This window comes from Sagittula sp., assembly GCF_052825245.1.
In genome coordinates this window covers 80281-102536 of record NZ_JBRBWD010000066.1, presented here as the reverse complement: position 1 = coordinate 102536, position 22256 = coordinate 80281, and the positions used below count along the sequence as shown (strand labels likewise).

Annotated in this window: 23 protein-coding genes; 13 read left to right on the top strand and 10 right to left on the bottom strand. The window is 68.1% G+C overall.

Annotation, left to right across the window (positions count from 1 at the left end):
* Positions 1-284: 284 nt before the first annotated feature.
* Entirely contained in the window at positions 285-1130 is an 846-nt protein-coding gene (locus tag ACU0DV_RS27015; RefSeq protein ID WP_446240997.1) for an SH3 domain-containing protein, read from the bottom strand.
* A 227-nt stretch (positions 1131-1357) separates the two neighbouring features.
* Here ACU0DV_RS27015 and ACU0DV_RS27010 point away from each other — a divergent pair, with 227 nt between their 5' ends.
* Genes ACU0DV_RS27010 through ACU0DV_RS27000 form a run of 3 tightly spaced genes read left to right on the top strand, consistent with a single transcriptional unit; the run spans position 1358 to position 3258 of the window.
* Positions 1358-2080, top strand: a complete 723-nt coding sequence (locus ACU0DV_RS27010) for a hypothetical protein (protein WP_446240996.1) — start codon at positions 1358-1360, stop codon at positions 2078-2080.
* Between the two features lie 12 nt (positions 2081-2092).
* On the top strand, positions 2093-2689 hold the full coding sequence (locus tag ACU0DV_RS27005; protein WP_100929891.1) for a M91 family zinc metallopeptidase: 597 nt from the start codon (positions 2093-2095) through the stop codon (positions 2687-2689).
* Between the two features lie 20 nt (positions 2690-2709).
* Entirely contained in the window at positions 2710-3258 is a 549-nt protein-coding gene (locus tag ACU0DV_RS27000) for a hypothetical protein (RefSeq protein ID WP_100929892.1), read from the top strand.
* Between the two features lie 80 nt (positions 3259-3338).
* Here ACU0DV_RS27000 and ACU0DV_RS26995 read toward each other — a convergent pair whose 3' ends face one another.
* Positions 3339-3689, bottom strand: coding sequence for a DUF427 domain-containing protein (locus tag ACU0DV_RS26995; RefSeq protein WP_100929893.1), 351 nt, complete (start codon positions 3687-3689; stop codon positions 3339-3341).
* Between the two features lie 112 nt (positions 3690-3801).
* A complete protein-coding gene (locus tag ACU0DV_RS26990) occupies positions 3802-5571 on the bottom strand; it encodes an aminopeptidase P family protein (RefSeq protein WP_446240995.1) in 1770 nt (589 codons plus the stop codon).
* 246 nt (positions 5572-5817) lie between these two features.
* On the opposite strand from ACU0DV_RS26990, the gene ACU0DV_RS26985 reads away from it, so the two are divergent.
* The gene (locus tag ACU0DV_RS26985; protein ID WP_283980673.1) at positions 5818-6309 is read left to right on the top strand and encodes a hypothetical protein; all 492 of its coding nucleotides are present in this window, start codon (positions 5818-5820) and stop codon (positions 6307-6309) included.
* On the opposite strand, the gene cobT is transcribed toward ACU0DV_RS26985, so the two are convergent.
* The 5 genes from cobT to ACU0DV_RS26960 form a co-directional block, all read right to left on the bottom strand.
* Positions 6259-8139 (bottom strand): cobaltochelatase subunit CobT, encoded by a 1881-nt coding sequence (cobT, locus tag ACU0DV_RS26980; protein ID WP_100929896.1) that lies wholly within the window; start codon positions 8137-8139, stop codon positions 6259-6261. The two genes, ACU0DV_RS26985 and cobT, sit on opposite strands and share 51 nt — an antisense overlap.
* A 161-nt stretch (positions 8140-8300) precedes the next feature.
* Positions 8301-8702: a hypothetical protein gene (locus tag ACU0DV_RS26975; protein WP_370310727.1), complete on the bottom strand. Its 402-nt coding sequence runs from the start codon at positions 8700-8702 to the stop codon at positions 8301-8303.
* 95 nt (positions 8703-8797) lie between these two features.
* Entirely contained in the window at positions 8798-9202 is a 405-nt protein-coding gene (locus ACU0DV_RS26970; RefSeq protein ID WP_446273669.1) for a hypothetical protein, read from the bottom strand.
* A 75-nt stretch (positions 9203-9277) separates the two neighbouring features.
* Positions 9278-9952, bottom strand: coding sequence for an aspartate/glutamate racemase family protein (locus tag ACU0DV_RS26965; RefSeq protein ID WP_446240993.1), 675 nt, complete (start codon positions 9950-9952; stop codon positions 9278-9280).
* A gap of 10 nt (positions 9953-9962) precedes the next feature.
* Positions 9963-10406, bottom strand: coding sequence for a VOC family protein (locus ACU0DV_RS26960; RefSeq protein ID WP_446240992.1), 444 nt, complete (start codon positions 10404-10406; stop codon positions 9963-9965).
* A gap of 87 nt (positions 10407-10493) precedes the next feature.
* Here ACU0DV_RS26960 and ACU0DV_RS26955 point away from each other — a divergent pair, with 87 nt between their 5' ends.
* Positions 10494-10685, top strand: a complete 192-nt coding sequence (locus tag ACU0DV_RS26955; RefSeq protein WP_100929900.1) for a hypothetical protein — start codon at positions 10494-10496, stop codon at positions 10683-10685.
* 117 nt (positions 10686-10802) lie between these two features.
* Here the strand turns inward: ACU0DV_RS26955 and cobS are convergent, their stop codons facing one another.
* Positions 10803-11789, bottom strand: coding sequence for a cobaltochelatase subunit CobS (gene cobS, locus ACU0DV_RS26950; RefSeq protein WP_100929901.1), 987 nt, complete (start codon positions 11787-11789; stop codon positions 10803-10805).
* Between the two features lie 85 nt (positions 11790-11874).
* Between cobS and ACU0DV_RS26945 the strand changes: the two genes are divergently transcribed.
* Both ACU0DV_RS26945 and ACU0DV_RS26940 read left to right on the top strand, forming a co-directional pair.
* Entirely contained in the window at positions 11875-12426 is a 552-nt protein-coding gene (locus tag ACU0DV_RS26945; RefSeq protein WP_100929902.1) for a sigma-70 family RNA polymerase sigma factor, read from the top strand.
* Complete coding sequence (locus ACU0DV_RS26940) at positions 12423-13109, top strand: anti-sigma factor (protein WP_283980669.1); 687 nt, start codon at positions 12423-12425, stop codon at positions 13107-13109. The genes ACU0DV_RS26945 and ACU0DV_RS26940 overlap by 4 nt, the downstream gene beginning before the upstream one ends.
* A gap of 67 nt (positions 13110-13176) precedes the next feature.
* On the opposite strand, the gene ACU0DV_RS26935 is transcribed toward ACU0DV_RS26940, so the two are convergent.
* Positions 13177-14658, bottom strand: coding sequence for a fused MFS/spermidine synthase (locus ACU0DV_RS26935; RefSeq protein ID WP_446240991.1), 1482 nt, complete (start codon positions 14656-14658; stop codon positions 13177-13179).
* A 450-nt stretch (positions 14659-15108) separates the two neighbouring features.
* Between ACU0DV_RS26935 and rpiA the strand changes: the two genes are divergently transcribed.
* The 6 genes from rpiA to ACU0DV_RS26905 all read left to right on the top strand — a co-directional run bounded on the left by rpiA (position 15109) and on the right by ACU0DV_RS26905 (position 22235).
* Positions 15109-15891 carry a ribose-5-phosphate isomerase RpiA gene (gene rpiA / locus ACU0DV_RS26930; RefSeq protein ID WP_100929905.1) on the top strand — a complete coding sequence of 261 codons (783 nt, stop codon included), beginning with the start codon at positions 15109-15111 and terminating at the stop codon, positions 15889-15891.
* A gap of 231 nt (positions 15892-16122) precedes the next feature.
* On the top strand, positions 16123-17565 hold the full coding sequence (locus ACU0DV_RS26925) for an FAD-dependent oxidoreductase (RefSeq protein ID WP_100929906.1): 1443 nt from the start codon (positions 16123-16125) through the stop codon (positions 17563-17565).
* A 79-nt stretch (positions 17566-17644) separates the two neighbouring features.
* Positions 17645-18808, top strand: coding sequence for an FtsH protease activity modulator HflK (gene hflK, locus ACU0DV_RS26920; protein WP_100929907.1), 1164 nt, complete (start codon positions 17645-17647; stop codon positions 18806-18808).
* A gap of 13 nt (positions 18809-18821) precedes the next feature.
* The gene (locus ACU0DV_RS26915) at positions 18822-19949 is read left to right on the top strand and encodes a protease modulator HflC (protein ID WP_283980666.1); all 1128 of its coding nucleotides are present in this window, start codon (positions 18822-18824) and stop codon (positions 19947-19949) included.
* Between the two features lie 7 nt (positions 19950-19956).
* The gene (locus ACU0DV_RS26910; RefSeq protein WP_446240990.1) at positions 19957-20148 is read left to right on the top strand and encodes a DUF2065 domain-containing protein; all 192 of its coding nucleotides are present in this window, start codon (positions 19957-19959) and stop codon (positions 20146-20148) included.
* A gap of 614 nt (positions 20149-20762) precedes the next feature.
* Positions 20763-22235, top strand: a complete 1473-nt coding sequence (locus ACU0DV_RS26905; RefSeq protein WP_100929910.1) for a Do family serine endopeptidase — start codon at positions 20763-20765, stop codon at positions 22233-22235.
* The last annotated feature ends 21 nt before the right edge of the window (positions 22236-22256 follow it).

Here is a 22256-nt window from a genome sequence, read left to right as displayed (position 1 = left end):
GTGTTCCAGGGCGCGCTGTTCCACGTCGACGCGCTGAAGGCCTACAACCGGGCGCTGGCGGCGACGGCGGAGGAAGAGCATTCCTGAGGGGTTTCGCCCGCGCGGTGCGCAGGCGATCCGCCGGGGGCTGCGCCCCCGGCGCGGGGGGCTGTCTGCCCCCCGGACCCCCCGAAGGTACTTGTGCCAAGATGAAGGGCCGGGGCCATCGTGCCCTTGGATGCGGAAACGCCCCCGCGGGAGATCGCGGGGGCGTTTTTCTTTTGGTTCCGGTCTCCGGTCCGGGATCAGCGGCGCATGGTGTTGACGATACAGCTGTCGAGCCGGTCGATGCGGACGAAGGCGCAGTTGGCGAGGATGCGGGGGAGGTCCTCTGCCTCGACCACGATGGAGCCGTTGTGGCGCTGCGGTTCGCGGCGCGGCTGCGGTTCCGAGCGCGGTGCGAGCGGCTGGCGGGTCTGCGACAGGTAGGAGGAGTGGGCGTAGCCGGTCCGGCCGTCCTCGTGCCGGATCAGGTACCAGGTCTGGCTGTCGTCCAGCACGCGCACGCTGCTGCCCTGGGTCATGGTGTCGATCACCGGGAAATTCGTGCCCGGGCCGTCGCGCAGGTTCAGGGCACCGGCCTGCGGCGCGTTGATGTAGAGCTGCGGCAGCTGGTCGAGCGGCACGTCGGCGTGGCGGCGGTCATTGTTGCGGTAGCGCGTGTCGTCGTTGCGGTAGCGCGTGTCGTCGCGATCCCTGTAGGCGGAGCCGTCACGGTTCCTGTAGGCGGAGCCGTCGCGATTGCGGTAGCCGGAGCCGCCGCGGTCGATCTCGCCCGAGTAGAGCGAGTGATCGCGGCGCGAGGCGATGTCGTCGTCGCCGGTGCGGCGCGGGCGCGGTTCGGTTGCCGAGAGATAGCGGGCGGCGGCGAAGCCGGTGTTGCCGTAGGCGTCGCGCACCCGGAACCAGTTGCCGTCCTCCAGCACCGTCACGCGGGAGCCGTGCGGCATCTCCCGGACCACCTCGTAGGAGGTGGAGGGGCCGGTGCGCAGGTTGAGGAACCCGTCTTCAGGCGCGTTGACCCAGGCCTGCAGCGCGGCGGCCTGGCTGGCGGCGAAGAGGGCAATGAACAGGGCGATCAGGCGGGTCATGAACGGTCCTCCGGTGGCATCGGTTCTGTTGGCAGACGCCGTCAACATGGGGGCGCATCCCTCTGTTATGCAATAACGCGCCGTCGTCAGCGAATGTTCCGGGGGTCTGAGGAGGGCCCCGAAGGTAGGGAAACAAGGGGCTTGACGGGGTTTGACCGGCTTTGGCGCTTGCCGGGGGGGAAAGCCGTGCTTACCCTTCGTGTCATTGCAGAACAGGATATTTTCCGATGTTCAGAGTTTCGAACGACCAGATGCAGGGCTTTGCCGACATGGCGCGCAAGGCCGAGCACCGGCGCCTGTTGCGGCGCCTGCGGGAGGAACAGCCCGAACTGACCCTGCGCATGGGGCCGGGCGGGGCGGACGAGCTTGTCACCCATATCGTCGAGCGTGCCCGGGCCTTCGCCTTCGAGGAGCCGCGCGCGCTGGACTTCTTCCTCGACGCGGTGCCGGTCCTCGGGCTGGAGTTCGACCGCGACCGGCGGGTGCCATGGGCGGGCGCCAACCTTGCGGCGGAGGAGCTGGCCCTGCCGCGGCGGCTGATGAACCTGCGCACCGGGCTGGAGCGGTTCGAGACGGCGGTGATGGCCGCACGTCCTGCCGCCTGCGCGCGGCTGGCGGCGCTGGAGCCGGGCGCGCTGCCGGATGCGACGCGGGATGCCGATGCCTTCTGGCGGCTGGTCGACGCGGTCTGGCCGGAGCTTTATGCCAAGCTGAACAAGCTGTATGTGAACGGGCTGCTGCTGGCCGCGCGCGGCGTGGCGGAGCATTACCGCACCGGGCCGGAGGGGGTCGCCCCCGCCTGCCTTGCGCAGCTTTTCATGGGGGTGGGCTGCTTTGCCGATCCGCAGTGGCGGCACGTCCTGTCGGGGGTGCTGGAGGTGAGCCGGGCGGAGCGCGCGGCGAAGACCTTCGACGTGACGCGGCGCTGGGCCGCCACGGTCGCGGGCTGAGGGGGCGGGACGATGCTTGCACTGCTCGCCATCTGCGCCATCATCCAGGAGGTCAAGCGCCGTGAGCTCATGGAGCGGATCAAGAAGGGCGAGTCCTCGATCACCGTCAGCGGCAGCGACGAGTTCAAGGAAAAGGCCTATGCCTCGCTCGAGAAACTGTCGAAGACGCCGACCGGGCTGGGGCTGCTGCTGGAGCTGGAGAAGACCGGCAAGTCGGTGGAGATCGTCGAGACTGCGGGCGGCAACAGCGAGAACCCGGCCAGCATGGCGGACGGCACCTATGACCGGGTGAACGACCAGCCGGGGCCGGGCACGTCGAGTGTCGTGAAGTTCAACCCCGAGAAGAAGCAGATCAAGGACGGCTCGGAGGACTGGCACAAACGCGATCCCGCCGTTGCCCTGGGACACGAGCTGATCCACAGTCTGCACGACGCGAAGGGTACGAACGACGGGCGCAACCCGCTGCCCTACGAGGATCTGAACGGCGACAACCGCACCGCGCCGGGCTACGAACACCAGGCGGTCGGGCTGGGCGATTACGAGGACGACCCCTTTACCGAGAACAAGATCCGCGAAGACATGGGCGAAGATAAGCGTCCCTTCTACTGATAGACACGCACGAGGCCGAGATGATCGAACTGAACCGAGTGGAGGTGGCGCAGGACGTGCTGCGGGTCGACTACCGGGTGACCAACCCGGAGGAGAGCCCGATCTACCTCTTCGACCTGTTCTGGACGGTGGCGGACAAGGGGTTCACCCTGCTGCCGGAGGAAAGCTACAGGTTCTTCGACGGCGACACGCTGGTCCTGCAGCGCGCGGTCCAGCCGATGCCGCCGGGGATGCGCCTGGAGGAGCCGGAGACGCCCTATGCCTCGCGGCTCGACGCGGGGGCCACGGCAGAGCGCAGCATCGTCCTGCCGGTGCCCGTCGCCCGGTTCACCGCCTATGGCGGCCCGGTCACGCCGGGCGAGGAGGTGGGCACGCCGTCGCGGCTGGTGCTGAGCCTCGGCTACGTGCGGCGGTCGGACATCCTCGATGGCTGGGCGGTGATTTCGCCGAAGCCGAAGCTGGGCGAGGGGATCTTTGCGCCGGACGCGGGCCTTGCGCTGGAGCTGCAGCGCAGCTTCGAGGCGGAGCTGCCGGTGCCCGAGGGGCTGACCGGCTACCTCGACCAGTAGGCCCCGGACGGGAACCACAAAGAGGAACGGCGCCCCCGGGAGGGCGCCGTTTTTCGTTCCAGTCCGCGGTGCGGGCGGTCTCAGACCTGTTCCACGTTCACGCCGTCCTGGACGTAGAAGGCGAGGTGGTCCTTGATCTGGGCGACCTCCTCCTTCGGGTTCTCGTAGGACCAGACCGCGTTCTCGTAGGTGCGGCTCTTGGACATGATGGAGAAATAGGAGGCCTCGCCCTTGTGGGGGCAGGTCGTCTTGTGGTCGGTCGCGTCGAGGAAGGCCATGCCGATGTCCTCGCGCGGGAAATAGATCACCGGCGGCAGGTCACCTTCGCGGAGTTCCAGCGCGCGGGCGCTTTCGCCGAGGACCGCCCCGCCGGCGCGCACCACCCAGGTGCCGACTGCCGGTGTGATGCTGATATGGGTCGTCTTGGTCATTCCTGTTTTCCCCCTGTCCTTCGAATTTCCGATTGTCCGGTTTTCCGATCGCCGTTGCGCAGGCGATCGGTCTGTCCCCGTTCCCTGACACGGGACGTGTAACATAGACATGTCAGAGCGGCTGGCACGCAAGCTCTAACCAGTCACCTGCGGCATCATCTACATGCGGGCGCAGGGTGTCCAGAACCCGGGCGTGATAGCCGTCGAGCCATTGCCGCTCGGCCTCGGACAAGAGATCCGTGTCGATCAGGCGGCGGTCGATGGGCACAAGCGTCAGCGTCTCGAACCGGTACATCTGCGGGATGGTCTGGCCGGGGCGCTCGGGCGCCTCCTCGACGACGATGAGGTTCTCGATCCGGATGCCGAAGGCGCCCTCGCGGTAGAAGCCCGGCTCGTTCGACAGGATCATGCCGGGCCGGAAGGCCACGGTGCCGGTGCGTGCGATGCGGGCCGGGCCCTCGTGCACGCAGAGGTAGGAACCTACGCCGTGGCCGGTGCCGTGGCCGTAGTCGAGGCCGGCCTCCCACAGGGCCACGCGGGCCAGCACGTCGATGTCGCGGCCGGCCATGCCCTTCGGGAAGCGCAGGCGCGACAGGGCGATCATGCCCTTCAGGACGCGGGTGAAGGCCTCCCGGTGTTCGGCGGTGGGCTTGCCTACGGGGATGGTGCGGGTGATGTCGGTGGTGCCGTCGACGTACTGCCCGCCGGAATCGACCAGCAGCAGGTGCCCGTCTTCCACCGTGCGGTCGGTCTTTTCGGTCACGCGGTAGTGGACGATGGCGGCGTTGGGGCCGGTCCCGGCGATGGTGTCGAAGGAGATGTCGCGGAGCGCGTTGGTGGCGGCACGCTCGGCCTCCAGCTTCTTGACCACGGCGATCTCGGTCAGCGAGCCGGGGGCCTGCGCGTCGAGCCACGCGAGGAAGCGCACCATGGCGCAGGCGTCGCGCAGGTGGGCGGCGCGGGTGCCGTCGAGCTCTGCCTCGTTCTTGCAGGCCTTGGGCAGGATGCAGGGGTCTTCGCCGTCGACCGGATGTGACAGCGCCTCGTGCACCGCGACGGGGCAGGAGGCCGGGTCGATGCGCACCGCACCCTCGCGCGCCTTCAGCGCCGGGACAAATTCATCGGGCGCATGGGTGCGGACCGAGGCGCCGAGGTGATCGCCGAGGTCGGTCAGCTTTTCCGGCGCGATGAACAGGTCGACGGTGGCGTCGGCGTTCAGCAGGGCAAAGCCGTGCGGCACCGGGTTCTTCGGGATGTCGGAGCCGCGGATGTTCAGAAGCCACGCAAGGCTGTCGGGCAGGGTGATGACCGCGGCCTCGGCCGGGGCGAGCGTCTTGGCCAGGCGGGCGATCTTGGCGTCATGCGCCTCGCCGGCCAGTTCCAGCGGCTGGGCAAAGACGGCGCCCATGGGCGGCTCGGGCTGGTCTTCCCACAGCCGGTCGATGAGGTTCGCCATCGGCACCAGCGTCAGCTTCGGCAGCTTTTCCGCAAGGCGGCGGTGCTCGGCCACGGTCAGCAGCCAGGGGTCATAGGCGAGGCGGCCCTCTGGCAGCGCCTCGGCCAGCCAGTCGGCAAGCGAGGTGCCCGGCCAGTCGACCTTTTCGAAGACGGAGTCGGTCTGCGCCTTGACCTGCACGGTGTAGCGGCTGTCGGTGAAGATCGCGGCGCGGTCGGTGAGGGCGATGGCCCAGCCCGCCGATCCGGTGAAGCCGGTCAGCCAGGCCAGCCGGTCGTCATGCGGCGCCACGTATTCGCCTTGGTGGGCGTCGGCGCGGGGCACCAGCACACCGTCGACGCCTTCGGCCCGCAGGAGGTCCTGAAGGGCGGCAAGACGGGCGGGCCCCTGATCGGGAGAGGCGGTTTCCGTGAAGGTCTGGAACATGCGGGGACTCCTTTGGCGCGACCGTAGCTTTGCGCGCGGCAGAGGCCAAGGGGGTGCGCCGTGCTCTACAGGGCCGGGGCGGCGCGGGTGCCTGGGCGGCGGACATCGGGAACTGTGGCAGAGGGTGCAGCCGCAACACGTCAGCGGCAAACCGGGCTGCAACAAAATTGCGGCTAGGCCCCGGCACGGAATTTTCGCAGGATGAGACCGACCTATTGATCGAGTAATTTGCGACCCCCACGAGACATGCGTCCGCCCGCCCATCAGATCGTCGAGGATCTTCTCGAACGCACAGGATCAGCGATCACGGACCGCAACTTCGACCGGTTCGCGGAGTGCGTCTGCATGCCGTTGCTGGTCGAGACCTTCGAAGGCCGCCTGCGGATCGATTCCGAAGCGTCGATGCGCGACTGGTTCAACCGGAACGTGGATTTCTACGACATCATCGGGGTGACGGACATGCAGCGGCGCTGCGTGTCGGCGTCCTACCGGAGCGACACGATGATCGTGTCGGCCTACGAATCGCGGCTGGTGCAGCACGGTCACCGGCTGGAGCGGGAACCCTACATGGTCTACACCGAGATCCGCCTTGTCGCGGGGCGCTGGGGCGTGTGGTTCGCGCAGTACGCGATTGCGGATTCGGATGTCCACAACCGCGTGCTGGTGCAGGCCTCTGCCCACGAAAGGTCAGGCGACGCGGCGCATTCCCATGACGCGGGCCCGGGCCCGGGGGTCTGAGTCGAAGAGCGAGGCAAGCTGTTCGGTCATCGCACCGGCAAGCTGCTCCACATCGGTGATCGTCACGGCCCGGTCGTAGTAGCGGGTCACGTCGTGGCCGATGCCGATGGCCAGAAGCTCCACCTGCTTCTTGCGCTCGACCATGGCGATCACGTCGCGCAGGTGTTTTTCGAGGTAGTTGGCCGGGTTGACCGACAGGGTGCTGTCGTCGACCGGCGCGCCGTCCGAGATGACCATCAGGATCTTGCGCGCCTCGGGGCGGTTCACCATGCGGCGGTGCGCCCATTCCAGCGCCTCGCCGTCGATGTTCTCCTTCAGGAGGCCCTCTTTCATCATCAGGCCGAGGTTGTCGCGCGTGCGGCGCCACGGTGCATCGGCCTTCTTGTAGATGATGTGGCGCAGGTCGTTCAGGCGGCCCGGCTGCTGTTCGCGGCCGGCGTTCAGCCATGCCTCGCGCGCCAGCCCGCCCTTCCACGCGCGGGTGGTGAAGCCGAGGATCTCGACCTTGACGGAGCAGCGTTCCAGCGTCCGTGCCAGCACGTCGGCGCAGATCGCCGCGATGGAGATCGGGCGCCCGCGCATGGAGCCGGAGTTGTCCAGAAGCAGCGTCACCATGGTATCGCGGAACTCCATGTCCTTCTCGACCTTGAAGCTGAGCGGCGTCGTCGGGTTCGCCACGACGCGGGCGAGGCGGCCGGCATCCAGCACGCCCTCTTCCTTGTCGAATTCCCAGCTGCGGTTCTGCTGGGCCTGAAGGCGGCGCTGGAGCTTGTTGGCAAGGCGGCTGACCGCGCCCTTCAGCGGTTCGAGCTGCTGGTCGAGGTAGGCGCGCAGGCGCTCCAGCTCTACCGGCTCGGCGAGGTCCTGCGCCTCGATCTCCTCGTCGTGCTCGGAGGAGTAGACCTTGTAGTCGGGATCGGCCTCGGAGACCGGGGCGGGGGCGGGCGGCTCCATGGGCGCTTCGCCCTCGGGCATCTCGGCCTCTTCGCCCAGTTCCTGATCGGCGAGGTCGTCCATCGTGACCTGCGCCTGGCTCGGGTCCTGCGTCTCGTCCTGCGACTGTTCGGGCGAGGCATCGGATTCCTCGGAATCGTCCTCGTCGTTGCCGGTGGAATCGGGCTGGTCCTCTTCCTCCGCGCCTTCCTGTTCGCCGTCGTCCTCCGCCTCGTCGTCGAGGTTGTCGGGGTCGTCTCCCAGCTGGTCGCCGTAGCCCAGATCGGTGATGATCTGGCGCGCGAACTTTGCAAAGGCGGACTGGTCGGACAGCTTGGTCTGGAGGTCGTCGAGCGTGCCGCCCGCCTGCTCCTCCATGAAGCCGCGCCAGAGGTCCATGACGTTGGTGGCCTCGGCGGGCAGGTCGCGCCCGGTGGCGAGGTGCCGGATCAGGTAGCCCGCGGCGACGGGCAGCGGCGCCTCACCCTTGTCGCGGATCTGGCCGTAGCCGCGGCGGACCGCCTCGTGCCCGATCTTGGCGTCGATGTTCTTGGCGGTGCCGGGCATGTCGCGGGCGCCCATCGCCTCGCAGCGCGCGGTTTCCATCGCCTCGTAAAGGTCGCGGGCCATCTCGCCCTGCGGCAGGTAGCGGTTGTGTGTGGCCGCGTCGTGGTAACGGCGGTGCAGCGCCAGCGCGTCGGCGGTGCCCCGGGCCAGCAGGACCTCGTCGCGCGTCATGCGGCGCGAGACCTGCGGCAGGCGCATGGCGTCGCCGGACACCCCGGCGGGATCGACCGAGTAGCTGACCGTCAGGTCCGGGTCGTCGGCCATGACCTTGGTGGCCTCGGCGAGGGCCTTCTTGAAGGGATCGGCGGGGTTGTCGCTGGGCTTGCTCATGACCGCAGATTTGAACCGATGACCGGGGCTTGGCAAGGGCAAAGGCGGATACGGCTTGTCGCGGCGGGCGCTGGTGGCGGGCGGTGGTGTTGTGTGAGGACGGCGGGCGCCGAGAAGAGCGGTGCGGTTTGCCGGACGGTGCGGGCGGGCCCGGTCGGCTGTCAGAGGCCGGTGAAGCGGCGCCCGATCACGAGGCTGTCGCAGGCGGCGATCTGGCGGAGGATGCCGCCGGCCGCAAGGCGCTGGCGACGCGTGTCGCCGTTGAAGGCGGCGGTGGCGAAGAGCGACCGGAGTTGCGCCCGCGCGTTGATCCGGTGGCTCATCATCGTGATGGAATACGCGCGGTCTTCGGCGTGTTCTGCCAGGTAGGCGTTCATCATCGCCTCAAGCAGGTCGCGGCGGAAGGCGGCGGCGTCTGCACCGTCGCCCATCAGCCGGGCATGTTCCATCACCGCCGTATAGCGGCCATGGCAGGTGGCGAGGGTGAGCGCCCCGTCGGACGGGCCGGGCGGGTCCGTGGCCGCGCTGGCGGCTGGGGAGGCGAGGAGGAGGCCCACGATCATCAGGGCCGTCCGCGCGGTATGCTGGCACGGGGCGATCATGGGCGGGCAGGCTAGCGCAGGGGCGTTACGATTGTCTTGCCGGCGCGCCCGGTGGTTCAGAGCAGCAGCGCCTCGCAGGGGCGGAGGGCCAGCGCGGCCTGCGCCCGCGCGCGGCGCTGCATCCGGGGGTCGCGGTCGAACCGTGCGATGGAGAGCAGGCGGGCCTGCGCCCACTTCGCTTCCAACCGGATCTGGAGGATGCGGGAGCCGGTCAGCTCCGACCCGGTGCGCACGGCGTCAAGCAGACCCTCGAACCGAGCGCGGGTGATCTGCGAGGTGTCGTCGGTGGAATAGGCGTTCCACGAATCCTCCACCTGCGCGGAGTAGCGCCCGAGGCAGGCGGCGAAGACCGGGGTCATGTCGGTGGGGCGCTCTGCCAGCGCGGAGGCCGGGGAAGAGGTCATCCATTGCGCTGGCAAGAGGAGCGCGAGCGTCAGAAGAAAAGTTTTCAAACCGCTCATGAAGTGAACGTTAGCGCGGATTTTCTGCCTGACAATTAATCTGTTTGAAGACTTCCGCGCGCCGTCACCGGATTGTCACGGTGTCGCCTCGCCGGTGGCGAGCCGCGCCAGAAGGTCGACATGGACATCCAGCGCGTCGATGACGGGATAGGGTTCGGAGCCGTCGAAGGCGAGGTTGAGATCGGTGCCTGCCAGAACCACGGCAGAGGCGCCCGCGTCGATCAGCCTTTGCCCGGCGTCGCGGAAGAGGGCGCGCCGCTCCGGGCTGCATGTGCCCGCCACCGCCATGTCCTGATAGGTCTGACCCAGCGACTCGACCTCGTCCTCCAGCGCGATGGCGCGGGTCTGGTGGAGCTGCCCGTAAAGCTTCGTGCGCATCACCACCCGCGTGCCCAGAAGCCCGACGGTCGCGTGGCCCTGTTCGGCGAAATGGGCGTCCAGCGGCGTGACGGCCGAGATCAGCGGCAGGGGAGAGATGGCCTGAAGCTCGTCGAAGCAGAAGTGCCCGCCGAGCGAGGTGACGGCGGCCACGTCGCAGCCCGCCGCCTTCAGCCGGACCAGCAGGGGCAGCCAGTTGCGGGCCTGTTCCTCGCGCAGGTCGGCGAGGTTGGTGCGGACCAGCTCCTGCACGTCGGCATGCACGATGGTCAGGTCCAGCGTCTTGCCCCTGCGGGCGACGGCGTCGGTGAGGCGCTGGTAGTAGACGATTGTGGCGGCGACCCCGATCCCGCCGATCAGTCCGATATGCATTGTGCTTGTCCTATGCTGTCCAGTCCGCGTTCTGCAGGACGACATGATAACCGTCCGGGTCGCGGAAGGTCACGCCCTGCCGGTCCCAGTAGGGATTGTGCGATGCGACGGGGGAGTGGCCCGCGTCGGTCATCCGGTCGCGCGCCGCCTGCCACGCGGCGCGGTCGGGGAGGTAGAGCGTCAGGAGGTGTTCGGGCGAGGGGGCGTTGCCCGCCGCGACGCCGCGTTCGGAGGTGAATTCCAGGTGCCAGGGCGCGTTCGGATGCCCGAGCATGACGCCGTCGAACCCGTCGTGGTCCCTGAATTCGCCCAGCACGGTCAGGCCCAGCCCGTCGCGGTAGAAGGCCGTGACCTCTGCCATGCGGTCCGTGGGGCGGGCGACGCGGAGGATCGGCGGCGTCGCGGTCACTGGCGCCTCCGTGGCGGGGCTGGGGGTCGGGGACGTTGCGGGCATGGCCGATCCTTCCAAGGGCTGTGTTTACAATTTTAGACGTATTGACCGGGTGAGGCCATGAGCGGTTGGAGAAGGACAGGATCTTGCATGCGGGACTTGGCGGAGGAGGAGCGGCGGCCCGGCCTGCCGTCGCTGGTGGGGCAGCTGCAGCGCATCGGCGATGCGGCGGCGGACGTTCATGCGGGGCTGGAAGGGCTGGAGGGCCGGCTGGTTCGGATGGAGGCGGAGGCGCTTCTGCTGGCCATGCGAAGCCTTCCGGCTAGGCGGGACAGGCCCTGAGCCGGAAAGGGCCGGGGCTGCGTTTTGCCGCATGTCGATGCGACGCGGGTCAGGTCCCCGAAACGCACGAAGCCCGCGGATGCGGGCTTCGTCGGTCTTTTTGATGATGTCCGTCGATCAGGCGACGCTGATCGAGGCCGCGCTTTCGGGAAGTTCCTCGTCGAAGCAGCGCTGGTAGAACTCTGCCACGGTCTGGCGCTCGAGCTCGTCGCACTTGTTGAGGAAGGACACGCGGAAGGCGTAGCCGATGTTGCGGAAGATCTCGGCGTTCTGCGCCCATGCGATGACGGTCCGCGGCGACATGACGGTCGACAGCTCGCCGTTCATGAAGGCGCGGCGCGAGAAGTCGGCGACGGTGACCATCTGGCGGATGATCTTGCGGCCCTTCTCGTTGTTGTAATGCGGCGCCTTCGACAGGACGATCTGCGTCTCCGCGTCGATCGACAGGTAGTTCAGCGTGGCGACCAGCGACCAGCGGTCCATCTGGCCCTGGTTGATCTGCTGCGTGCCGTGGTAGAGGCCGGTGGTGTCGCCCAGGCCCACGGTGTTCGCCGTCGCGAAGATGCGGAAATACTTGTGCGGGGTGATGACCTCGTTCTGGTCGAGCAGCGTCAGCTTGCCGTCGGTTTCCAGAACCCGCTGGATCACGAACATCACGTCCGCGCGGCCCGCGTCGTATTCGTCGAACACGATGGCGGTGGGGTTGCGCAGCGCCCAGGGCAGGATGCCTTCCTGGAACTGGGTGACCTGCTTGCCGTCCACCAGCTTGATCGCGTCCTTGCCGATCAGGTCGATCCGGGAAATGTGGCTGTCGAGGTTCACGCGCACGGCGGGCCAGTTCAGCCGGGCCGCGACCTGTTCGATGTGGGTCGACTTGCCGGTGCCGTGATAGCCCTGGATCATCACGCGGCGATTGTTGCGGAAACCCGCGAGAATGGCCAGCGTGGTGTCGGGGTCGAACTTGTAGGTGGAATCGAGATCGGGCACCCGCGACGTGCGGTCGGGAAACCCGTGCACGATCATGTCGGTGTCGATCCCGAAGACCTCACGAACCGAGATCTCTTCCGTCGGTTTCGCGTTGATATCGATCTCGCCGTCCGCCATGGTGCCGATGTCCTTTGTCCGTTGTCTGCCCGCGTTGGTGCAACATATCTCGGGGAGGGGCAAGGGGAATGGATAACGGGACGCCATGACACCGCAGGAGGAGATCGAGGCGCTGATCGCCCGCGTGGCGATGGCCGACCGCAAGGCGTTCCGCGCACTCTATTCCCGAACCTCGGCGAAACTCTTTGGCATCGCGCTGCGTGTGTTGAGGGACGAAGCGGCGGCCGAGGACGTCCTGCAGGACGTGTACGTCCGCGTGTGGAACCGGGCCGGCGCATACCGAAGCAACGGATATTCGCCGATGACATGGCTGATCACGATCACGCGGAATGCCGCCATCGACCGCCTGCGCAAGGCGCGCCGCGAGGGCGTGGCGCAGGAGCCGGTCGAGATCGCGGAGCGTCTTTATGACACGGCGCCCGGGCCTGCCCAGCAGGCGGAGATGCGAGACGAGGCGCGGGCGCTGAACGCCTGCCTCGACGAATTGCCCGCAGACCGGGCAGAGATGGTCCGGCGGGTCTACCTGCAGGGCCTGACGTACCAGGAACTGTCCGACCAGTCCGGCGTGAAGCTGAACACGGTCCGGACGTGGCTGCGGCGCAGCCTGATGCAACTGAGGGAGTGCCTGAGCGCATGACCGGCGCGGACGAGGATACGGATCTTCCGGGCGGCTGGGAAGCCGAGGCAGCGGAGTACGCCCTGGGCGTCCTGCCGGAGGCGGAGCGTGCCGGATTCGAGGCGCGCATGGCCGCCGACCGCAACCTCGCGCAGGACGTGGACGCGTGGACGGAGTATTTCGCCACGCTGACCGACCGGATTCCCGAAGCAACGCCTTCGCAGGCGGTCCTGAAGCGGATCGAGGCAGAGGTGCACGGCGATCCGCCGCCGCCGGTCTGGCGCCAGTTGCTGCCCTATCTCGTCGGCGCCATGGCCGGTGCCGCGATGGCCTGGGTCGTCTTCATCTCCGGCGTGCTGGAGCAGGGACGCCCGGAAATCCTCGCCTCGCTGGAGCCCGTGGCCGGGGACCTTGCCTTCGACGTGCGCATCGACCCGCCGACCCATACCGTCGCCATCGACTACCGCGCGGGCGACCTGCCCGATGGCCGGGTGCTGCAGCTCTGGCTCATTCCGGAAGGCAGCGATCCGATCTCGCTCGGGGTGATGTCGCCCGGCGGCGATCACATCGTGGTCCTCTCGGACGAGATGGCGGCGCGGGTGCCGGGCGCGACGCTTGCGGTGTCGGACGAGCCGGAGGGCGGTTCGCCCACGGGGCTGCCCACGGGCGAGGTGCAGGCCGCTGGGGTGCCGATCCCGCTCTGATCTTGTGGTTTTCAGGTGTGGCTGGCGGGGCATCCGTGCCACGGCCGTTTGGCGTGTGGGCGCAGGGTCAGTCCCGCGCGCCCACCAGCCGGTCGATGGGGGCATAGTTGTCGGTCAGGCGCGTGCCCCGTGCGGCAAGGCTGTCGACGAAGGCAGGCCCCAGTGCCGCGAAGGTGGTGCGCTGGGGCGCCAGCGCGGTGAAGCTGTCGACCGGCGTTTTGGCAAAGCCCGCGGCGATCACCATGACCACCCGTTCGCCCGGCTCGGGGCGGCGCGCCTCCGTCCAGATCTCCACATTGGGGAAGTGGTCGCGGAGGGTCGCGGCAAGACTGCCCACCGCCGCCATGCTGTCGGCATAGTCGATGACGTTCATCAGGTAGGTGCCGCCGGGCGTCAGCCGGTCGCGGACCAGCGCGAAAAATTCCGATGTCACGAGGTGCTGCGGGACGGCGGTGTCGGTGAAGGCGTCGCCGACGATGATGTCGTAGCGCGACGGGTCCGCCGCCAGCGCGCGGCGCGCGTCGTCGTGCCGGACGGTGGCCGTGGACGTGTCGAACCAGAAGTCGCGGGCGGCCAGCGCGGTCACTTCCGGGTCGATTTCGGCCACGGTGATCCGCGACAGGCCGCGCGCGGCAAAGGCGCGGGGCAGGGCGTAGGTGCCGCCGCCGATGTGGAAGCTGGAAAAGTCGTCCCGGGGCGCACGCAGGCGGGCCAGCGCGTCGAGCATGGCGGCATGATCGGTGAACATCACCTCCGGCGCGTCCTTTGCGGCGATGCCGTGCACGAGGTGGTCGATCACCATGGCGCGGGTCGGATGGGCGGGATCGGCGGAAAGGTCGACGCTCTGCAGGCAGAAGTAGCGTGATTCGACGGTACAGGGGCCGGGACGTGCCGCCATGACCGCGGTCGCGACGGCGAGTGCGGCGAGCGTTGTCACGGCCAGCGGAGTCAGGCGGCGTCCGAGGTGCAGGCAGATGGCGGCGCAGAGGATGTAGGCGGCGGTGACCGCGGCCAGCGTCCAGGCGGTGCCGAGCCACGAGATGAAGAGGAACCCGGCCAGCAGGGTTCCGGCAATGGCGCCGAGGGCGCCTGCGGCGAACATCGCGCCAAGCGCGCGGCCCTGTGTCCGGCCAGATGTGAGCGCGACCTGCGTCAGTACCGGCGCGGGGATGCCCGCGAACAGCGAGGGGAGGAAGAAGGCCGTCAGGGTCAGCGCGGTGATCGCGCCCACCGGGTCGGGGATCTGCGTCAGCCAAGGTGCGCTGGCCCGAAGCGCGAGGCTCGCCGTGGCGGTGGTCAGCCCGGCGGCGGCCAGCGCATAGCCGGTGGCGGTCAGGGCGCGGTCGGACGGGCGCTCGGCCAGGCGGCCGCCCCACCAGTGACCGGCGGAGAACCCGGCCAGCACCACGGCGATGACGGAGGTCCAGGTGTAAAGCGACATGCCGACGTAGGGGGCCAGCATGCGGCCCGCGACGATCTCGACAACGAGGGATGCGGCAGAGACGGTCACCTGCAGTGCGACAAGCAACCAAAGCGGAATGGGGGTCATGAAAGGGCCTCGTTGATCCGAACGGCAGTGTGCGCGCGATTTCGGGCGTTTCAAGCAGATTAGGTGGGGAAAGGCGGTTGGTGCCCGGGCGCGAGGGCATCAGGCGAGGGTTGTTCGTACCGGGGCGATGGCGCTGAGCGGTACGCGATGGGCTGCGCGTTTCCCGGACGATTTGGGGCGTTTCAGGCACGATCGGCGGGGGCAGGGCGGTTGCCGCGGAGGTTGCGTCGGGACCATGCGGGGGCCGTTCGGTCCGCAGAGGCCGGATGCGGGCCGGCGGTCGGAAGGAGCAAGCCATCCGGCACCGGACGTCGCCCGCGTGGCGTTTCCCGAACGGGATGCGGCGTTTCCGGCACGGTTCGCCCGGGGGCGGGGCGTTTGCGCAATTGCCCCTCGCGCCGGTGCGCGCGGCTGTTATAAGTGCGCCGTCTGCTGAACAGGGGAACCAAGATGTCCGGAGAGCTGTCGCCCATCGACAAGGCCAAGTTTGTCGCCGCCAAGCGCGCGGCGGAATTCGTGGAATCGGGCATGCGTGTCGGTCTGGGGACCGGCTCCACCGCCGCCTGGCTGGTGCGCTGCCTCGGCGAGATGGTGCGCGAGGAAGGGCTGCGCATCAAGGGCGTGCCGACATCGACCCGCACCGCGGAGCTGGCGCGCGACGTCGGCATCGAGGTGATCTCGCTTGACGAGGCGAAGTGGCTCGACCTGACGATAGACGGCGCGGACGAATTCGACGAGGAGCTGTCGCTGATCAAGGGCGGCGGCGGTGCTCTGCTGCAGGAGAAGATCGTGGCCACCGCCTCTGACCAGATGGTGGTGATCGCAGATGCGGCGAAGGAAGTCGGCCACCTCGGCGCCTTCCCCCTGCCGGTGGAGGTCATCCCCTTCGGCTGGCAGACCACGCAGGCGCTGATCGAGGAGATGCTGATCTCGATGGACGTGATGGGGCGCAACACGACGCTCCGGATGAACGGCGACCGGCCTTACATCACCGACGAGGCGAACCACATCCTCGACCTGCACCTGAGCCGGATCGGCAACCCGCGGCAGCTGTCGATGGTGCTGAACCAGATCCCCGGCGTGGTGGAGAACGGGCTGTTCATCGACATCTGCGACAAGGTGGTGATCGGCCACGGCGACGGCCGGGTCGAGGTGCGCGACATCAACGAGGGCACCGTGACCGAAAGCCAGCTCGACTTCGTCGAGGACGAGAACCTCTTCCGCGACATCTGAAGCAAGGCGGCAGCCCGCCGCAGGATGCCAGGTTGGAGCACGCCGGGGCACGGGTTCCGGCGCGCCATGACATGCGCGCCGTGCAGTCCGGGCTTAACGCTACGGCATAAGGCGCGCAGGGGCTGTGCACACGGGCGGTAAAACCCGCTTGTGCGGCGGCCCTCCGGCTCTGGCCTTCCGCGGGGCTTCGTGAAATACCTCCGCCACGCGAGACGATGAAAGGCATGGGTCATGAGCGCATTCGACTACGATCTCTTTGTCATCGGCGGCGGCTCCGGCGGGGTGCGCGCGGCGCGGGTTGCGGCGGGCGAGACCGGCGCGAAGGTCGCGCTGGCCGAGGAGGACCGCTATGGCGGGACCTGCGTGATCCGGGGATGCGTGCCGAAGAAGCTGATGGTCTTTGCGTCCGAATACCGCGACATGCCGGCCACCGCGCGGGCCTACGGCTGGGACATCGCCGACGGGCAGTTCGACTGGACCGCGTTCCGCACCAAGCTGAACACCGAGCTCGACCGGCTTGAAGAGGTGTATCGCAAGCTGCTGAAAGGTTCGGGGGTGGAAACCTTCGACGCCCGCGCCACGCTGAAGGACGCGCACACTGTCAAGCTGTCGACCGGCGAGGAGAAGACCGCCAAGCACATCCTGATCGCCACCGGTGGCCGTCCGCAGCGGCCCGACATGCCGAACGCGCATCTGGGGATGGTGTCCGACGACATCTTCCACCTGGACAAGCTGCCGAAGTCTGTGCTGATCGTCGGCGGCGGCTACATCGCCTGCGAGTTCGCCTGCATCCTGCACGGGCTTGGCGTCAAGGTGACGCAGTTCTACCGCGGGGCGCAGATCCTGCGCGGCTTTGACGACGAGGCGCGCGGGCTGATCGCCGATGCGATGAAGGGCCGCGGCATCGACCTGCACACCGGCACCACCATCGTGGAAATGCACTGTGTCGGCACGCCGGAGGCGGACGCCATGGGCGAGGCGCCGGTGGACGACGTGCAGTACGGCCAGCCGGAACAGGAAGAGATCGGTTCGGGCCCGGTGCGGGTGAAGGCGACCAACGGCACGATCCGCGATTTCGACGCGGTGTTCTTTGCCACGGGGCGCGTGCCGAACAGCGACGACCTCGGGCTCGAGGCGCTCGGCATCGAGCCGGGCCGGAACGGTGCCATCGAGGTGGACGAATACAGCCAGACGAAGGTGCCCTCGGTCTACGCCATCGGGGATGTGACCAACCGTGTGAACCTGACCCCGGTCGCGATCCGCGAGGGCATGGCCTTTGTCGAGACGGTGTTCAAGGGCAACCCGACGCCGGTCGATCACGAGCTGATCCCGAGCGCGGTGTTCACCCAGCCGGAGATGGGCACGGTCGGCCTGACGGAAGAGCAGGCCGCCGAGCAGGAAGAGATCGAGGTCTACTGCACTTCGTTCCGCCCCATGCAGACGGCCTTTGTCGATGCGCCGGATCGTGTTCTGATGAAACTGATCGTGTCGAAGGCGAACCGGACCGTTTTGGGCTGCCACATCGTGGCGCCGGGTGCGGGAGAGATGATCCAGCTTGCGGGGATTGCCGTAAAGATGGGGGCCACCAAAGAGGATTTCGACCGGACGGTGGCGGTGCACCCGACGATGTCGGAGGAGATCGTGACCATGCGCAACCCTGCGCGGACGCGGTAGCGAGGACGATGCCGCCTTGATACTTTCAGGCGGCGTGCACAGGTTAGAACGGACGAGACTGAGGGAAGGACAAGGCTTCATGGCAGGAAACAGCGGCGGCCCCTGGGGCGGCGGTGGCAACCAGGGCGGCAACGGCAGCCGTCCGCCTTCGGGCGGAGGCGGTGGCGGGCGTCGACCGGAGGACAGCCAGATCCCCGAGATCGACGAGCTGATGAAAAAGGGCCAGGAGCAATTGCGTGTGCTCATGGGCGGCCGGGGCGGCAATGGCCGGACCGGTGGCGGCTCTGGCGGAGGCGGCGGCGGACCCCGCCTCACGCGGGGGACGGTCGCAATCGGCGCGATCATCATCCTTGGGCTCTGGGCGTACTCCAGCTTCTACACGGTGAAGCCGGAAGAGCAGTCGGTGGAACTGTTCCTCGGGGACTACTCCTCGACCGGGAACCCGGGCCTGAACTTCGCGCCCTGGCCGCTGGTGACCTACGAGAAGGTCAACGTGACCTCCGAACGGACGGAAACCATCGGGTCCGGCCGCGGCGGTTCCGACGGCCTGATGCTGACCACGGACGCCAACATCGTCGACATCGACTTCCAGGTTGTCTGGAACGTGGCGGATCCGGCGAAGCTGCTGTTCAACATCCGCGACCCCGAGCTGACGGTTCAGGCGGTTTCGGAATCGACCATGCGCGAGATCATCGCGGCGTCGAACCTGGCCCCGATCCTCAACAGGGACCGTGGCCTGATCGCCGACACCGCCTTCGAGAACATCCAGATGACGCTCGACGAATACGAGAGCGGCATCCGCATCGTCCGGGTCAACCTGCGCGAGGCCGATCCGCCGCGCGAGGTGATCGACGCCTTCCGCGACGTGCAGGCCGCCGAGCAGGAACGCGACCGGCTGGAACGTCAGGCCGACGCCTATGCCAACCGCGTGGTTGCAGAGGCCCGCGGTCAGGCTGCGCAGACGCGCGAGGAAGCCGAAGGCTACCGCGCCCGCGTCGTGAACGAGGCACTGGGTGAGGCCGCGCGCTTTACCTCCGTGCAGCAGGAATACGCGCAGGCCCCCGAGGTCACGCGCCGCCGCCTGTACATCGAGACGATGGAGAAGGTGCTGGGCGACGTGGACAAGATGATCCTCGACGAGAGCATTGCCGTCGGTGGCCAGGACGGAGGCGGCGTCGTGCCGTACCTGCCGTTGAACGAGTTGCGCCGCTCCGGCGACTCGACACCGTCCAACGGCAACTGAGGGAGGACACATCATGGGTAAGACAACGTATCTTCTGCCCGCCTTCGTGGTGGCGCTGGTGCTGATCCTTTCTTCGGTCTTCGTGGTGGACGAGCGCGAGAAGGCGCTGGTCCTGCGGTTCGGCCAGATCAAGGCGGTCAAGGAGGAGCCGGGGCTCGGCTTCAAGGTGCCGCTGCTCGACGAGGTGGTGCGCTACGACGACCGTATCCTGTCGCTCGACACCGAGACCATCGAGGTCACGCCCTCGGACGACCGCCGGCTGGTGGTCGACGCCTTCGCGCGTTACCGGATCGCCGACGTGGTGCAGTTCCGCCAGGCCGTGGGCGTGGGTGGCGTGCGCGTCGCCGAGGACCGCCTGCAGGGCATCCTGAACGCGCAGATCCGCGAAGTTCTGGGTGCCGACCAGGTGACCTCCGACACGATCCTGTCCGAAGAGCGCGGTTCGCTGATGATCGGCATCCGCGACCAGGCACGTGCCGAGGCGCGCTCGCTCGGTCTGGACGTGGTCGACGTGCGGCTGAAGCAGACCAACCTGCCGACGCAGAACCTCGAGGCGACCTTTGCCCGGATGCGCGCAGAGCGTGAACGGGAAGCCGCCGACGAGATCGCACGCGGTAACGAGGCCGCCCAGCGGGTGCGCGCGCTGGCAGACCGGACGGTGGTGGAAACGCTCTCCGAAGCCGACCGCGAGGCCAACGTGACCCGCGGTGAGGCCGACGCGGAACGGAACGCCATCTTCGCCGAAAGCTATGGCGCGGACCCGGAGTTCTTTGCCTTCTACCGCTCGCTCCAGGCATATGAGAACGCCCTGCGCGGCGGAAACTCCACCATGGTCATGACCCCGAACAGCCAGTTCTTCGAGTACTTCAAGGACGAGGGCGAAGCGGGCAACCCGGTGCCGATGCAGACACCCGCCGCGGTCGAGCAACGGCCGGCGCCGCGCGATCCGGTGGTGCCGCAGTCGCAGGACCTGCCGGACGACGTGACGGAGGGAGAGACGCCCGAAGACGCATCGACCGCGCCGGGGCCGGATGCCGTCGATCCGGTGGTGCCGGACGCGCCTGCGTCCGACACCTCGCCGGTCGGCGAGCCGGTCGATCCCTCGGACGCCGGGGACGATCCGGCGAACACGGGAAACTGAGGCCGGGATGGGCCTGACCGACATCTGGACGGGGATCGCGATGGTCCTCGTCATCGAGGGGCTGGTGTACGCACTGGCCCCTTCGCTTGTGGAGCGTCTGCTGGAGGCGCTGAAGGAGATGCCGCCCGAAGCGCGCCGGTCGCTGGGGCTGCTGACGATGATCACCGGCGTGGCGATCCTGTGGGTGGTGAAGGGCTGAGGCCGTGTGCTTTGTCCGTGTCCGGCACCCTGTGGCTGGTCGGGGAAGGGTGGCGCGAAGCCCCACCCTACGGGAGGTCGCGTGACTGAGGCGGCGTGACATGTTCCTCGGAGGGCTGCGTGCTCTAAGGTGGGACACTTGCTCTCGCTCACGGCGTGTTGGCTTGGTGTGAGGCCGCTTTCTGGTCCGACAAGTTGCGCTCATGCTGTTCCTGTCCCTTGGTGCGAGGCAGGTACAGATGCCCGAAGCGCACGGGGCTCGGCGGTGGCGGACGGTCCCTCGCAGGGACGTGCCTGGAGGGGCCGTCGTGGGGGCCGCGTTCCGTCTGCCCCGGAAAGCTTGGCGCGCCCGTCACGGCAAACGGCGCCCCGGGGGTAGCACGGTCCTCAGGACATCGCGCAACGGCGGCGCTGCCGGGGCATGCTGCAGGGCGGGGCTTTGCGCCGCCCGGGGTGCTCCCCGATCCGTCACCGCGTGTCACTTGGGCGTGAGACAGCCTATACACGTCTTTGGTGTTGCGCCATTGAGCCTATGTTTGTCACAGTGAGGAAGAGGCAGGGCAGCCGTGGCCTGAGGGTGGAGGCGGCCGACCTGCCAGAAACAAGGAGAATTCTTTGAAACCGCAAGTGCACGCGTTGACCCGGGAGGACGCGACGCCGCTTCGGCTGTTCTGGCTGACGGCGCTCTCGATGGTCCTCATCCTTTCGCAATCCCTGATGGCACACGCCCGCGGCGCACCGGAGAGTTTTGCCGAACTCGCGGAGAGCGTCAGCCCGTCCGTCGTCAACATCACCACGTCGACCACCGTCGCCGGCCGCACCGGCCCGCAGGGTATCGTTCCCGAGGGCTCGCCCTTCGAGGACTTCTTCCGAGAGTTTCAGGACCGCAACGGCGAGGGCAACCGCCCGCGTCGCTCGTCGGCACTGGGCTCCGGCTTCGTGATTTCCGAAGACGGCTACATCGTCACGAACAACCACGTGATCGAAGGCGCCGACGAGATCATGATCGAGTTCTTCGAGGGCTTCGAACTGCCCGCGACGCTCGTGGGCACCGACCCCAACACCGACATCGCGGTGCTGAAGGTCGAGGCGGAGTCGCCGCTGAAGTACGTCAACTTCGGTGACAGCAACAACGCCCGCGTCGGCGACTGGGTCATGGCCATGGGCAACCCGCTCGGTCAGGGCTTCTCGGTCTCGGCCGGGATCGTCTCTGCGCGCAACCGGGCGCTGTCGGGCACCTACGACGACTACATCCAGACCGACGCCGCCATCAACCGCGGCAACTCCGGCGGTCCGCTGTTCAACATGGACGGTGAGGTGATCGGCGTGAACACCGCGATCCTGTCGCCCAACGGCGGTTCCATCGGCATCGGCTTCTCCATGGCGTCGAACGTCGTGACCCGCGTGGTCGACCAGCTGAAGGAATTCGGCGAGACCCGCCGCGGCTGGCTGGGCGTCCGCATCCAGGACGTGACCGAGGACCTGGCCGAGGGCCTGGGCCTGGAGCAGGCCAAGGGCGCGCTGGTCAGCGACGTTCCGGAAGGTCCCGCGATGGAAGCCGGGATGGAGGCAGGCGACGTGATCGTCACCTTCGACGGCACCGAGGTCGAGGACACCCGTCAGCTTGTCCGCATCGTGGCCAACACCCCGGTCGGCAAGACGGTCCGCGTGGTCGTCAACCGCGACGGCGAGACCAAGACGCTGAAGGTCACGCTGGCCCGCCGCGAGGAAGCCGAAAGCGCCATTCCGGCCGCTGCTGCCGGTCCGGATGCTGCCGATCCGCAGGAGCTGGAGACGCTGGGGCTGACGCTGTCGCCGCTTACCGAGGAGCTGCGCGCCGAGCTTGGTGTGCCGGACGGCACCGACGGTCTGGCGGTCATGGAAGTGGACGAGGCCAGCCAGGCGTTCGAGAAGGGCCTGCGCGCCGGTGACGTCATCACCGAAGCCGGCCAGAGCGCCGTGGTCACCGTCACCGACCTCGAGGACCGGATCACCGAAGCCCGCGACGAGGGCCGCAAGTCGATCCTGCTGCTCGTGCGCCGCGCCGGCGACCCGCGCTTTGTCGCGCTGGGTCTGGAAGAAGAGTAATCCCTTCACCCATCCGGGTAG